The sequence below is a fragment of the Acinetobacter sp. A22 genome, assembly GCF_030913345.1.
GTDB classification, from domain to species: domain Bacteria; phylum Pseudomonadota; class Gammaproteobacteria; order Pseudomonadales; family Moraxellaceae; genus Acinetobacter; species Acinetobacter junii.
Window position 1 is genome coordinate 1095391 of sequence record NZ_CP133162.1, and the last position, 14259, is coordinate 1109649.

The following is a 14259-nucleotide window of genomic DNA, read 5'->3' on the forward strand; positions in this document are numbered from 1 at the left end:
TAAAAAAGTCTCCGACAAACCCGGTACGGTTCATATTCTAGTTGATCAAACCAAGAATAATGACTTTAAACCCTTTGGCGACAAGATGACAAAAATCACCAATCGCACGGTTGATAAAAGCTATGAAATCTATCTGTCCTTATACCAGGCTGTAACAGGCTCAGAAGAAGAGAAGAACATTTATAAGCAGTTCAGTCCTGAATTCTTTGACCTAATCGTGATTGATGAATGTCATCGTGGTAGTGCTAAAGAAGATTCTGCATGGCGTGACATTCTTGAATATTTTACTTCAGCAACCCACATCGGTTTAACTGCAACACCTAAAGAAACAAAAGATACATCTAACATCACTTATTTTGGTGAGCCTGTATATACCTATACCTTGAAACAAGGGATTCAAGATGGTTTCCTTGCACCTTACAAAGTGATTCGTATTGATATAGATAAGGATCTGCAAGGGTGGCGACCAGCTAAAGGTCAAAAAGATAGACATGGTAATGAAATTGAAGATCGTATCTTTAATTTAAAGGATATGGATAAAACGCTTGTCCTCGAAAAGCGTACAGAGTTAGTAGCTAGAAAAATTACGGAGTATTTGAACAGCACTGATCCCTATGCCAAAACCATTGTGTTCTGTGACAATATCGATCATGCAGAGCGTATGCGTCAGGCACTTGTAAACCTGAACCCTGATAAAATTAAAGAAAATCGCAAGTATGTCATGCGCATTACGGGGGATGATCAAGAAGGTAAAGCTGAACTAGATAACTTCATTAACCCTGAAGAACGTTATCCTGTCATTGCAACTACTTCCAAGCTCATGACGACAGGTGTTGATGCCCAAACTTGTAAATTGATTGTTCTCGATCAGCATATTCAATCCATGACCGAGTTCAAGCAAATCATTGGTCGTGGTACACGAGTAAATGAAGAGTTTGGAAAGTCTTGGTTCACGATTATGGACTTTAAGAAAGCGACAGAATTATTTAGTGATCCTGCTTTTGATGGTGAGCCTGTGGTGATTTATACCCCTGAAGGTGATGATTCAATCGTGCCACCAGAAGACAGTGATGATACAACAGATGGTGACAATCCTGAGCCAAAACCATTTGATCCACCAACAGGTGGTGATGGCGATGATACGGACGGTGGCGGTGTGTTACCTAAAAAATATGTCGTCAACAATGTTGCTGTGAAAGTATTGGGTGAACGAGTTCAGTTTTATGACAATGATGGCAAGCTTGTTACCGAGTCTTTAAAGGATTACACCCGTCAGCATATTTTAAAAGATTATGAATCTTTAGATGCCTTTTTGCGTAAATGGAAAGGTGCTGATAAGAAATCTTTGATTATTGAGGAATTTCAAAAGCAAGGTGTGATTTTTGAAGCCTTAGAAGATGAGGTGGGCAAAGACTTTGATGCCTTTGATCTGATCTGTCATATCGCTTTTGATCAGCCAGCACTGACTAAAAAAGAACGTGCCAATAACGTCCGTAAACGTAATTACTTTACCAAGTACAACGAGCAGGCGCGTCAGGTGTTAGATGCATTGCTGGACAAGTTTGCTGATCAAGGGATTCAGCCGATTGAAGATGTGCAGATTTTAAAAGTTCCACCTTTTAATCAGATGGGATCACTCATGGAAATTATTCAGTCCTTTGGTTCGGTTGAAGAATATACAAAAGCACTGAAAGAACTGGGCGATCAACTTTACGATGATGTGTCTTAAGGTTGCTGTCTGTTAAACTCTTGCACAAATTTAATATTAATGATTTGAAGTCGAATTATGAGCATTTCGGGAACAATTAAGTCTATTCAAGATACCATGCGTGAAGATGTGGGCGTAGATGGTGATGTACAACGCCTTGGTCAGTTGGTTTGGATGCTTTTCCTGAAAGTGGTTGATGACCGTGAAAAAGAAGCAGAAACTCTTGCATTTTTTGAAGGCAAGACCTTTAAATCACCAATTCCTGAAGAATTCCGTTGGCGTAACTGGGCAGCTAATGATGAAGGTATTACAGGAGATGCGCTTAAAGACTTTATTGATAATCAGCTTTTCCCAAGATTACAAAATCTTGCTCAGGAAAATGATGATCCTCGTGCGCGTGTAGTACAGTCTGTTTTTGCAGATGCCTATAACTACATGAAGTCAGGTGGTCTGATTCGTAAAGTGATTAACCAGATTCAAAAAGGCTTTGACTTTAATAAATCAAGTGAGCGTCACGCTTTCGGTGACATTTACGAGCAATTGTTGCGTGATCTGCAAAATGCGAAAAACTCAGGCGAGTTTTATACCCCTCGTGCAGTCACCACGTTTATGGCACAAATTGTTGATCCAAAATTGCATGAATCTGTGCTTGATCCTGCATGTGGTACGGGTGGCTTTTTAACCTCAGCCATTGAGCATAAGCGTGAAAACTATGTCAAAAATGCCGATGATGAAAAAGTCTTACATGACAGCATTTACGGCATTGAGAAAAAACCTTTGCCGCATTTGCTTTGCACCACCAATATGATTTTGCACGGCATTGATGTGCCTGTAAAAATCCGTCGAGACAATACCTTGTCTTATCCATTGATTTCATGGACAGCAGATAAGCGTGTGGACGTGATTCTAACCAATCCACCATTTGGCGGTACAGAAGAACAAGGCATTGAGAAGAATTTCCCGACCAAGTTCCAAACCCGTGAAACAGCCGATTTGTTTATGGTATTGTTGATTCAGCTGTTAAAATCCAATGGTCGTGCAGCCGTGGTATTGCCTGATGGCTTTATGTTTGGTGAAGGCATTAAAACCGCCATTAAAGAAGAGCTGATGGAAAAATGTAATTTGCACACCATCGTGCGTTTACCGAAGTCTGTTTTTGCACCGTATACATCCATCAGTACCAATATTTTATTCTTCACCAAAGGCAAAAAGACCGAAGATATTTGGTTCTATGAGCATAAATTACCTCAAGGCGTAAAAGCCTATAACAAGACCAAGCCGATTCAGCTCAAAGAGTTTGATGCTTTAAAAGCATGGTGGGGCAATGAAGCTGACGGTTTTGCCAGTCGTGTTGAAAATGAACAGGCGTGGAAAGTTTCTAAGCAAGAAATTTTAGATCGTAATTACAACCTAGATATTAAGAATCCGCATCAAGCGGAAGAGGAAATCAAAGACCCTGAGGAATTGTTGGCGCAGTATGCGGATTTACAGGCTGAGATCAGCAAAATCCGTAATCAGCTAAAAACGATTTTAGATGAAGCGTTAAGCCAATAATTGAGGGTGAATGAGATGACCGATGTAAAACAGCTCATTACTGAGCATTTGGATATTTGGCGGACTGCGGAAACCGAGAAAAAGTCAGGGCGTGGGGCTAGTTCGGGTTCGAATGATACGATTTATGGTGTGCAGAAGCTTCGTGAATTGATTTTAGATTTGGCGATTAGTGGTAAATTAGTTGCCCAAAATCCTAATGATGAACCTGCTCTTGAGTTATTTAAAAGGATCAAAGCAGAACAAAAGGATTTAATTAAAAATAAAATTATTAGAAAACCTAAAGCATTACCATTGTTAGATCCATCAAACACTAAGCAGGGATGGATTACTTGTTACTTATTAGATATAGGTGATTGGGGAGCAGGTGCAACTCCGCCAAGAGGTAATAGTGAACTATATGGAGGAGATATACCTTGGTTTAAATCAGGAGAGTTGAGTTCAGACTACATCAATTCGTCAGAGGAATATGTAACTCAATTAGCATTAGAGAAATGTTCATTAAGGCTAAATAAACCTAATGATGTATTAATTGCAATGTATGGAGCAACTATTGGTAAAACCTCAATTACAACAGTTGAGTGCACAACCAACCAAGCAGTTTGTGCATGTACTCTATTTGGAGGTTTACCTTCAAAATATTTATTAATTTTCTTGAAAGCAAAAAAACAATATTTTATTGGTATGGGTGCGGGTGGTGCACAACCTAATATTTCTAGAGAAAAGTTAATAGAAACGATAATAGAAATTCCACCACTCGAAGAACAACACCGTATCGTTGAAAAAGTCGATGAACTTATGCAACTGTGCGATCAGCTTGAGCAAAAACAAACTCTAAGCAGTGATGCGCATGCCACATTGGTTGATACTTTGCTAAAAGCACTCACTGAATCAAACGATGCCGATGAGTTTCAAGCCAATTGGCAACGCATTGTTGCAAATTTTGATCTGTTATTTAGCACGGATTACAGCATTGAGCAGTTAAAACAAACCGTTTTACAGCTTGCTGTAATGGGGAAATTGGTCAAACAAGTCCCAAGCGATGAACCTGCAAGCGAGTTACTTAAAAAAATCGCGGATGAAAAAGCCAAGCTGATTAAAGAAGGTAAGATTAAAAAGTCGAAGCCTTTGCCTGAAATTACTGAGGAAGAGAAGCCGTTTGAATTGCCGAGTGGGTGGGAATTTTTCAGGTTACAGGAACTTGGTAATTTTTGTGGTGGCAAAACTCCAAGTAAGGCAAATCCTGCGTATTGGGATGGCACGATTCCATGGGTTTCACCGAAAGATATGAAATTAGAAGAAATCTATGATTCTGAAGATCATGTTACAGCATTAGCAATTCAGGATGGTTTAGAGCTTTTACCACCAAACAGCTTACTTTTTGTGGTACGTAGCGGAATTTTACGACGCACATTTCCCTTAGCTATAACAAAAGAAGAAGTCACTATAAACCAAGATATTAAAGCACTTAAGTTGTATGATTTTTCGGTTATTGAATATCTTGTTATCTTATTTAAAGGTTTTGAAAAACATATTCTCATAAATTTAACTAAGACCGGAACTACTGTAGAAAGTCTAAAAGTTGATGACTTTATAAACTATCCATTTATTATTCCACCATTAAATGAGCAAAAACGTATTGTTGAAAAAGTAAATCAACTCTTTTCTATGATTGAACAGCTTCAAGTTTTACAAAGTAAATTACAGAAAACCAAGATTTATTTAGCAGATGCTTTGGTGGCGAATGCTGTGGAGGGGGTGTGATCATGTATCCAATAAATATCTATGTTGAAAGCAAGGATGAGCATTTTTCTAACCATATCTACAACTTGGAAAGTTTTTTAATTTATGAAGACTTACAAAAGAGATGTCATGGAAAAGCATTGCATTATGTCGATCATAAAAATGCACCTTTCATAGCCTACGAAATTTATGAAGGTTTTACACTTGCTTTAAAAGCAAATAAAGATAGTGCAACTTTCTATGTAGACGACGTACAAGATTTTGGTGAAATAGAAAAGCTAAATATTTTTGATGGTAAAATTCAAAGATATGTTAATCCTAAGGAAATACATTCAGCAATTCGCTCAATTCGTGGTATTCAGAATAAAAGTACAATCATTAAAATTTCTAATGTGAATTTTTCACAATATCAAGCATTAATGGCGTACGCTTCAACAGCTTCAACAGCTTCAACAGCTTCAACAGCTTCAACAGCTTCAACAGCTTCAACAGCTTCAACAGCTTCAACAGCTTCAACAGCTTCAACAGCTTCAACAGCTTCAACAGCTTCAAAAAAGAAAGAGGTTTCACCTGAAGAGCTTTTAAAGAAGCTTGAACGCCAAGATGCCATCGGTACAAAAGGCGAAGACTTTGCCATTGAGTATGAAAAAAAGCGGCTAGAAAAACTCGGTGCTGATCCCTCAAAAATTGATGAATACATCATTGATCGTAGGAAAATCAATGTCAGCCAAGGCTATGACATTGAAAGTTATTTTGGCGGTCAATCACGTTATATAGAAGTCAAAACGACAACAGTAAATGCCGAAGCTGATTTTTTCTTTAGCGCTAATGAGTTTAATGTGCTAAAAGCGAAAGGTGAAGAAGCCTATATCTACAGAGTTGTACTGAGTGAAGATTTAGAATCAATCGTTGAGATTAGAGAAATTAAAAATCCATTTGGTGCTAAAGATACAAGTGATTTTAAAGCAATTGCGTTCAAAGCTAATTTAAATGATTTTTAAATATATGCATGATAGTAGCTATCAATTTTTTATAGTTTAGCTGTATGACCTTAATTGAACACAAGAATTTATGAATATTAGTGCCGTAATTCAAGAAACCTCAAAATATTTAAGTAAATATAATCATATATTTAAGCCTGAAAATGAAATTATTTCATTTCTAGATAGTCGAAGTGACTTCTTAACTTCTATAAATGTGAAAAGAGAAGTTGATAGAATTTATAGGGAAGGAAATAGCCTTTTCATGAGTAAAAGCTGGTTATATACATCAGATATAGAAAATATTTTAGGAATGATAAATCCAAAGACTTGTATAGAATTTTGTATCACATACTCAAATAAAATTGATGATCCAACTTTATTTAATAAAATCAGTTTCTACTATGATGATAAATTACCGCCTATACGCTCAAAAACTCGTAAAAAAATTGCTAATATTTTGCCAATAGATGTATTCGGAAAAGAAAATGCATCTAAAGAGTTATCAAAGATATTTTTAACAGAAGATATTAAAGATCAAAGGTTTAGTTCAATAGATGAATTATTTGATACTCTTAATATCTTTGAAGCATCAACAGCAACTTTTAGGAAATTGCTTAAAAATATCGCCAATTCTAACTTAAGAGATGAATCGGAAAATAGAATTTTAATTGCTAAAATCAACGATGTGCTGCAAAAAGATGGGATGATTCTGGTTTTAGATGAGTCAAAAAACTATCCATTTTTTAAAATTAAAGAACAAGAATATAAGCCCAATAAAGCACCAGACTATCTGATTTTCGGTGCAATTGGCACAAAACCGAATATTGGGATCAGTGATGCATTAGATGGAACTGTATCTGTCATTTCAGATGATGGCGATCCTCTCACATACGATAGAAAGATTATTGATCATCTCAATTGGTCTGATATGGAAGATTGGTGGGATGAAATCAACATTTATCCTAATTTAAAGCTCAGAACACGCTTAAATAATTGTTTAGATTCTAAAGCTGAAGAAATATTCTTTAAATCATACTTTTCTTTGTTTCAGGAAAAACTTGGGGAAAAACTACCAGCACTTATTCCACAGGTTTATATCGCATACGACCCAATGCGAGCAAAAGATTTAGAAGGTGGAAAAACACGTATCCGACAACGGATCGACTTTCTCATGATCTTGCCAAATCTCAAACGTGTGATTATTGAAATTGATGGTAAACATCACTATGCACGGGAAGATGGTCGAGCGGATACCAAACGCTATGCGGAAATGGTTAAGGTAGACCGTGATCTACGTTTAAGAGGTTATGAAGTATATCGCTTTGGTGGTGCTGAGTTCTATAACGATCAAAATACGCCCGAAGATAATGCGGTATCTGTTGTAAAAGACTTCTTTACGGCACTGTTTAAACAGCACGAAATTTTATAATTTTTAAAAGTCAAAAATATGAGTTCATATATAATTGATTTTTAATTATTATTTTTACTACCTAGGCACTGATAGGCTAATTTCAATGAATGAGTGCCTAACACTTGTAGGCTGTTAAGCAATTGATTAAGCTTGTTTTTAGCAAGTAGTGTTTAGTGATGTTTTGCTTTTGCTAAGATCTGGTATATGTCGGTTGAACTCGCTTAGTTTCGGAGTGGGAGAAACAGTCTAATTTTTTAGACAAGTAAAATATACAAGTCAGAAATCCTTTTCAGATGCGTTTCTCTTGTACGCAGGCGATACAAGAACAAAAAACTCAATTTAATCTTGAGTCATCGTTATTACCTCAATAAGCTATGTATTTTATAAGTTATATATTTTCATAAGCTTTACAGAGGGTTAAATGTCCAATATTTCAAATAAGATTGTAGCAGCTCATCGATCTCTATATCAAGTGCTGAATGAACAAAAATATTCGGTTGATTATTTCCAACGGGAATATTCTTGGCAGAAACAGCATATTCAGCAATTAGTGACAGATCTAACCACAGCATTTCTTAATGAATATACTGAAGGGGATGCCCGTAAAGAAGTTCAAAATTATAATAGCTATTATCTAGGGCCATTTGTTGTTTCAGTATCGGAAGATGGTAGTTTAAGTATTATTGATGGTCAGCAACGTCTAACGTCTCTAACACTTTTTTTAATCTTTCTTAATCATTTTCAAAAGGATATTGGAGAGAGCTTAAATATTTCCCCAATGATCTTCTCAGAGAAATTTGGTGAAAAGAGCTTTAATATTCAGGTTGAAGAAAGGTTGGCTTGCTTTAATGCTTTATTTGAAAATGGGGTATTTAACAATACTGATGCAGATGAGTCTTCATTAAACATGGCTGCAAGATATGAAGATATTTCAGAAGTATTCCCTGAAGATATAACTAAGTGTTTTCCAAATTTTATAGATTGGCTCAAAGAAAAAGTAATTTTAGTTCAAATTACCGCCTATTCTGATGAAAATGCTTATACTATTTTTGAGACTATGAATGATCGTGGTTTAAATTTAACACCTTCTGAAATGCTTAAAGGTTTTTTACTATCCAAATTTAATGATAAAAATAAACGAAAAAAAGCAGACGAGTTTTGGAAATTAGAAATTCAAAATTTAAAAAAAATTGATAAGAATGAAGATCAACGATTCTTTCAATCTTGGTTACGTGCACAATACGCAGATACTATTCGACAAGGTGCAGCAGGTTCTAAAAATGAAGATTTTGAAAAAATAGGAACTAGATTTCATAGTTGGGTGCGTGACAATACTGATAAAGTAGGTTTAGATCCAAATGGTGCTTTATCTTATGAAGAATTCGTTAATACTAAATTCAAATTTTTCCTCAAAGCATATACTACAATTTTACATGCTCAAAAAAAATCTAACTGAAGGATTAGAGCATGTGTTTTATATTCATAGATGGGGGATAGCTCCAACCTTAAGCATACCACTTATGCTCGCACCTTTAACCTTGTCTGATAATGATATGCTTGTTAAGCAAAAAATAGATTTAGTCGCTCGCTATATTGAAACCTTTTCTGTTAGAAGATCATTAAATTTTAATTTATTTTCTGCAACATCAATACGTTATACAATGTACAGTCTAGTAAAAGAAATTAGACAAAAAGACTTCGATACACTAAAAATTATTCTTTCAGAAAAATTAGAAAAAATGGATAAGAAAATTAATGGTATATTAAATTTCAGATTACATGGTCAAAATTACAGATTTGTCAAGTTTCTTTTAGCACGCATGACTGTGTTCGTTGAACAAGCTTCTGGAATGCAAAGCTCATTTGTTGACTATTATGAACCATCAAAAGGTAAACCATTTGAGGTTGAACATCTTTGGGCAAATAAGTATGAGCGTCATAAGGACACTTTCACAGATAAGCATTCATTTGAGAACTATAGAAATAGACTTGGGGGGCTGATTTTGTTGCCTAACGGAACAAATCAATCTTTCAAAGATATGTATGTTAGCCAAAAAGTTAAGCATTATTTAAAAGAAAACATTTTAGCTCAATCTTTTAGCCCAGATGCCTATATAAATAATCCAAACTTTACGAATGCTATAAGCGCTTTAGATTTACCATTTAAATCCTTTGTGTCAGAGAAAGTAGTAGAAAATGAGGAAACTTTTACTAAAGATCATATTGATCAAAGACAGCAGTTATACTTCCAAATATGTAATCGAATTTGGGGCGATTTTTGGACAGTAGATAAGAAAGAAGGCTAAATTGTCATTGTGTGATGGCATATATACCTTAAAGCTAAAAATGAAATAAAGTTCACTTTGAAAAAATTTCATTTTTAGCTTTATTTTTTAACGATTTCATTTTTAGCTTTAATTTCCACTGAAAATTTCAAAATTAACTTTTATGGACAGTAAGAAGGATATGAAGTTATGATTAGGTGTATCGGATTTAACATAATATACATTATGCGAAATTTAACATTAATTAATTTAATGCTTTTGAAAAATCTACACTACATATCTATTCATACTTACTTCCTAAATGCTTTTGGCGTAACACCAGTCCAATTTTTAAAAGCTCTTGAGAAATGAGAAACGTCTGCATAACCTAAAGACTCAGATATTTCTTGTATAGATAGTTCGTTTTGAATCAGCATAGCTTCTGCATATTGTTTTCTAACTTCAGCAATCAAAGCCTTGAATGTTGTGTCTTCAATTTCCAAATAACGCTGCAACGTTCTTGAAGACATATTTAACTGCTTGGCAACCTCAGATAAGTTCAATTGACCAATATTCTTTTGGATCAGACTTGTTTCTATGAGCTCAATGATTTGCGATCGCATAATAGATTTTGTTTGTCTACTTTTTATATGTTTCTCCGTATCACGAATACACTGTTTCTTTGCAAGTTTAAAAACAATCTCATCAGCAGTCTCTAAATGTATATTCAGTAACTCTCTGTCAAAGCAAACAGTATCCGTTACTTGCTCAAATTTATAAGCAAAATTATTATTAATAAATGATTGTTTTTGCTTAAGAAAAATAAAAATATCTGATTCGGTTTTTATCAACTTTCTTATGATATTCGCAAAACTTGCTACAAGAAATGCTATAAATTTATTTGTGCTCTCAGATTCACCTAGCATATGAGTAAGATATAAAAATGCTTTTTCACCTTCAATTTCCAATCTCAGCTTGAATACACTACAGTATAGACCAATAAATTCTTCTAATACCCTCAATGCCTGCTCAAGGTTTTTTGAAGACATTGCAGCAATACCAACATTTCCATAATGAGATACTTTCATTTTGTTTGCCATAAGGATTGGAAAGGCAGCATTACCAGTTAAACGAACTGATTTTTTAAGTAATTGAATAAAAACGTCCGAATCAACATACCAATACGTTTTTTGTAAATCTTCAAATGTAATATGTGTGTCAGCAAGAACTTCCTCTGATGAAATCCCCCATTCTTCTATAATTTCAATCAATAAATTTACATATGTACCTGGTAACCTTGAAATTAGCATTGACACTCCATTAATCATTTACATTGGCGTGAAATGGTAAATATTGTCGGGTCATGAACTATGACAGCTTTTTTATTTACGGTTCATAGTAAAAAGATAAAATTCTTCATCAAGGTCGATATTAAATGAATATTTTGATTGTTCATGCACATCCTGAACCCAAGTCCTTCACATCATCTTTAAAAAATACAGCTAAAGAAAATCTTGAAAAACAAGGACATTATGTAGAAATCTCTGACTTATATGAGATGAATTTCAATCCAGTTGCTTCACAATTAGATTTTGAATTACTCAACCAAACTGATTACTTTAATTATGCACTTGAACAACGTCATGCACAAAAGAATCAAACACTTGCGCAAGATATTCAGATAGAAATCGATAAAGTTAAACGTGCAGATCTCATTATATTCAGCTTTCCACTATATTGGACTTCTGTTCCTGCAATCTTAAAAGGATGGATTGATCGAGTATTTGTTTCTGGTCTCTTTTATGGTGGAAAACGCTTTTACAATCATGGCGGAATGACTGGAAAAAAAGCGATGCTGTGTCTGACTCTGGGCGGTCGAGAGCATATGTTTGGTGATAAATCAATTCACGGCTATATAGAGACTTACCTATCTTCAATCCAACGAGGGAGTTTGGCTTATGTAGGTTTTGAGGTACTTCCGCCATTTATTGCTTATCATGTTCCTTATATTAAAGATGAAGATAGAATGAATATCATTGAAAATTTTGAAGATTATTTAAACAATATAGATCAATTAACGCCTCTAGAGTTTCCAAAATTAGAAAACTTTGATGAGAAACTTTATCCGCTTTAACAAAATCAAACTCATAAAAAACAGTCACACTTTTAAAAAAATGTGACTGTTTCTATCATTAGAACTTAGTTTTTATGTTGAATCTTATAGCACTCATCCAAAGCTAACTCATAATAAGCCAAACCATCTTGAGCTGCCTGAAAAGCTTTTTTCTGTAAAACAGGATCTTTGTCACATAATCTTTTGATTAATTCCATCGCTTCGTATGGATGTAAATCATCATAATGCGCATGAGCTCTCAACCAAGCCAATGATCGTTTATTGATATTGACTTCAGGATGTGAAGTATAAGTTTGAATCCCTTTGTAGACTTGGATTGTCCAATCACCTGTCGCCCACTCAATGGCTAAATTTGTTGCAGCAATACTTTCAGCCAAGCCACCTCTAAAATTTACATCCCACAAATAATGATTCACAGCATTCATCGCCGCAGGAGGTCTAACGTTATTTAACATCTCAACAGTCAAACCGAATCCACCTGCCCAATCTTGATACCAATTTAAATGTCTTTCTTCAACTTTGATATTTTGGATTAACCAGTCTCGGGTTTCGGTTACACCATCTAGAGCAAAGTTAGTCGCTTTAGCTAATGCACCTGCCATGTATGACGGAAAATGAGCAACCAATGGATAAAAATTTAATAATGCAGAACGAAAGCACTCAAGGCTTAAATCCCCATTTGCCATGTCCACAAATAATGGATGTTTACTCACTCTTTCTTTAGCAGGTACAAGCTCATCCCAGAACTTTTGCGCCCAATCAGAATGAGGTGTGATTTCTAATTTTGTGCTGTATTGATTCATAGCAGTCATTGCGATGCATCCTATTTCGTATGACTTAATTCAATCACTCTGTATGCGATTGATGCTTTTTTCTAAATTGTATCTTATTGCTCCAAATATACAATCATTCTTGGTAAATTTGTAACAGTTTTTAAGGGTTTGATATTTTATTCGTCTGAATCATTATATTATTTAATAGATTTTAATAAATTCGATCAATGGATGATGCGTGGGGACTAATTAAAGTTGAATTTTGCACTAATTATTTTTTTATTATCGAATAAAAATTTTTAATTTAATTCGATGCAACATAGTTTTTTAAATAATCCCTATTTTACATGTATAAAAATATTTGGGAGTGGTGAGAGATAAGATGAAGTTGAAGGCTTCCAATATTTTGGGACAAGAACAAATCGACTTGTTAATTTCTCGCGGGCTAAATTTAGTTTGGTTTCCTAAAGAATTAGAATCGATCTACAAAGATCAGTATAGAAATGAAGCAGCTTATGAGTTTCGTTATAGAGCTCCTATTATTTTAGGGTTATATGCGTTTCTAAGCTTTGGTATCTATCAAGTTCTCCCTTCAGGCATGCGTTTTGAATGGTTTGCTTATTATGGCTGGGTTGGCATTATCATTATGCTGGCTTGGTTACTTGCCTTTGCACCGAAACTGAATAAATGGTTTGATCATTATGTTTGTTTGGGTTCAATGGGTGCCGTTGCAATCACATTTACCCTTATCAACGTACTTGAACAAGGTCAAAATAACGTTTTATTCCACGCAGCAATGATGTATGCCGTCGTAATTATTTATGGCTTCGTTGGAATGCGTTTTTACACAGCCATTATTGCTGGTTGGGCTGGTGGATTGATTGGTGTAGCTGCAAGTACTTGGCTAAATGGTTCTATTGATTGGACTTATTTACATCGCACATATACCTTCAGTAGTTTTTTAGGCATGGCTTTAGCTTATGCAACTGATCGACAACATCGAGAAAACTATCTACAAAATTGCATGATTGAACTGAATCGTCTTGAGTTGATGCGTCAAGCACAGCAATTATCAATTTTATCTCAACAAGATGCTTTAACGGGCTTAGCAAATCGTCGCTATCTAGATGAAGTACTTGAGAACGAATGGAAAAGAGCCACTCGACATGAGATGCCACTTACCATCATGATGATTGATATTGATTTCTTCAAACTCTATAACGATACACTAGGTCATATTCAAGGTGATCAATGCCTTAGACGTATCGCAATTATGTTGGGTTCGATTGCATCAAGAAGTGGAGATTTAGCTGCTCGGTATGGTGGTGAAGAGTTTTTGCTATTGTTCTCTATGACTGATCGAGATCAGGCTATTATTCAAGTTCAGCGCTTAATGGAACTAGTCAGAAATATTGGTATTGTGCATCCTCGAAGCAATATTTCTAAGCACGTTACGATCAGTGTTGGTGTGGCAACCATTACACCAACACTAAATGACAGTCTTTCAGAATTCGTATCTCAAGCAGATCATGCATTATATATTGCTAAGAGTAATGGTCGGAACCAATATCATATTGCAACGTCAAATAATAAAGTTTCAGAGTTATTATAACCACTAAAATATAATTTAAATTTATTTAAATAATTTTATATTATTTTAACCACTGATAAAAAAGACACCTATTAATTTAA

At 34.9% G+C, this 14259-nt stretch carries 10 protein-coding genes and 1 pseudogene; 9 read left to right on the forward strand and 2 right to left on the reverse strand.

Annotated features, from left to right (window positions below):
- Window positions 1-31: 31 nt before the first annotated feature.
- The 7 genes and pseudogenes from hsdR to Q9Q86_RS05520 form a co-directional block, all read left to right on the forward strand.
- A pseudogene (gene hsdR / locus Q9Q86_RS05490) lies at window positions 32-1729 on the forward strand (EcoAI/FtnUII family type I restriction enzme subunit R); the annotation flags it as partial.
- 57 nt (window positions 1730-1786) lie between these two features.
- The gene (locus Q9Q86_RS05495) at window positions 1787-3262 is read left to right on the forward strand and encodes a class I SAM-dependent DNA methyltransferase (protein ID WP_112987523.1); all 1476 of its coding nucleotides are present in this window, start codon (window positions 1787-1789) and stop codon (window positions 3260-3262) included.
- 15 nt (window positions 3263-3277) lie between these two features.
- The gene (locus tag Q9Q86_RS05500; protein WP_112987522.1) at window positions 3278-5023 is read left to right on the forward strand and encodes a restriction endonuclease subunit S; all 1746 of its coding nucleotides are present in this window, start codon (window positions 3278-3280) and stop codon (window positions 5021-5023) included.
- Window positions 5024-5088: 65 nt separating this feature from the next.
- Entirely contained in the window at window positions 5089-6003 is a 915-nt protein-coding gene (locus Q9Q86_RS05505; protein WP_227540284.1) for a DUF3883 domain-containing protein, read from the forward strand.
- Window positions 6004-6073: 70 nt separating this feature from the next.
- Entirely contained in the window at window positions 6074-7414 is a 1341-nt protein-coding gene (locus Q9Q86_RS05510; protein WP_112987520.1) for a hypothetical protein, read from the forward strand.
- Between the two features lie 403 nt (window positions 7415-7817).
- Entirely contained in the window at window positions 7818-8852 is a 1035-nt protein-coding gene (locus Q9Q86_RS05515; protein WP_228157362.1) for a DUF262 domain-containing protein, read from the forward strand.
- Window positions 8853-8916: 64 nt separating this feature from the next.
- Window positions 8917-9702, forward strand: coding sequence for a DUF1524 domain-containing protein (locus tag Q9Q86_RS05520; protein ID WP_228157361.1), 786 nt, complete (start codon window positions 8917-8919; stop codon window positions 9700-9702).
- 269 nt (window positions 9703-9971) lie between these two features.
- On the opposite strand, the gene Q9Q86_RS05525 is transcribed toward Q9Q86_RS05520, so the two are convergent.
- A complete protein-coding gene (locus Q9Q86_RS05525) occupies window positions 9972-10970 on the reverse strand; it encodes an AraC family transcriptional regulator (RefSeq protein WP_112987519.1) in 999 nt (332 codons plus the stop codon).
- 125 nt (window positions 10971-11095) lie between these two features.
- Between Q9Q86_RS05525 and Q9Q86_RS05530 the strand changes: the two genes are divergently transcribed.
- Window positions 11096-11794, forward strand: coding sequence for an NAD(P)H-dependent oxidoreductase (locus Q9Q86_RS05530; RefSeq protein ID WP_112987518.1), 699 nt, complete (start codon window positions 11096-11098; stop codon window positions 11792-11794).
- Window positions 11795-11859: 65 nt separating this feature from the next.
- Here Q9Q86_RS05530 and Q9Q86_RS05535 read toward each other — a convergent pair whose 3' ends face one another.
- Window positions 11860-12606, reverse strand: a complete 747-nt coding sequence (locus Q9Q86_RS05535) for a TenA family transcriptional regulator (RefSeq protein WP_004954430.1) — start codon at window positions 12604-12606, stop codon at window positions 11860-11862.
- A 343-nt stretch (window positions 12607-12949) separates the two neighbouring features.
- Here Q9Q86_RS05535 and Q9Q86_RS05540 point away from each other — a divergent pair, with 343 nt between their 5' ends.
- A complete protein-coding gene (locus Q9Q86_RS05540) occupies window positions 12950-14179 on the forward strand; it encodes a GGDEF domain-containing protein (protein WP_112987517.1) in 1230 nt (409 codons plus the stop codon).
- The last annotated feature ends 80 nt before the right edge of the window (window positions 14180-14259 follow it).

What these genes read in the sequence shown, in the direction of transcription:
- Q9Q86_RS05495 (WP_112987523.1), top strand. Translation starts at nt 1,787, where the DNA reads ATGAGCATTTCGGGAACAATTAAGTCTATTCAAGATACCATGCGTGAA.
- Q9Q86_RS05500 (WP_112987522.1), top strand. Translation starts at nt 3,278, where the DNA reads ATGACCGATGTAAAACAGCTCATTACTGAGCATTTGGATATTTGGCGG.
- Q9Q86_RS05510 (WP_112987520.1), top strand. Translation starts at nt 6,074, where the DNA reads ATGAATATTAGTGCCGTAATTCAAGAAACCTCAAAATATTTAAGTAAA.
- Q9Q86_RS05515 (WP_228157362.1), top strand. Translation starts at nt 7,818, where the DNA reads ATGTCCAATATTTCAAATAAGATTGTAGCAGCTCATCGATCTCTATAT.
- Q9Q86_RS05520 (WP_228157361.1), top strand. Translation starts at nt 8,917, where the DNA reads ATGCTCGCACCTTTAACCTTGTCTGATAATGATATGCTTGTTAAGCAA.
- Q9Q86_RS05525 (WP_112987519.1), bottom strand. Translation starts at nt 10,970, where the DNA reads ATGCTAATTTCAAGGTTACCAGGTACATATGTAAATTTATTGATTGAA.
- Q9Q86_RS05530 (WP_112987518.1), top strand. Translation starts at nt 11,096, where the DNA reads ATGAATATTTTGATTGTTCATGCACATCCTGAACCCAAGTCCTTCACA.
- Q9Q86_RS05535 (WP_004954430.1), bottom strand. Translation starts at nt 12,606, where the DNA reads ATGACTGCTATGAATCAATACAGCACAAAATTAGAAATCACACCTCAT.
- Q9Q86_RS05540 (WP_112987517.1), top strand. Translation starts at nt 12,950, where the DNA reads ATGAAGTTGAAGGCTTCCAATATTTTGGGACAAGAACAAATCGACTTG.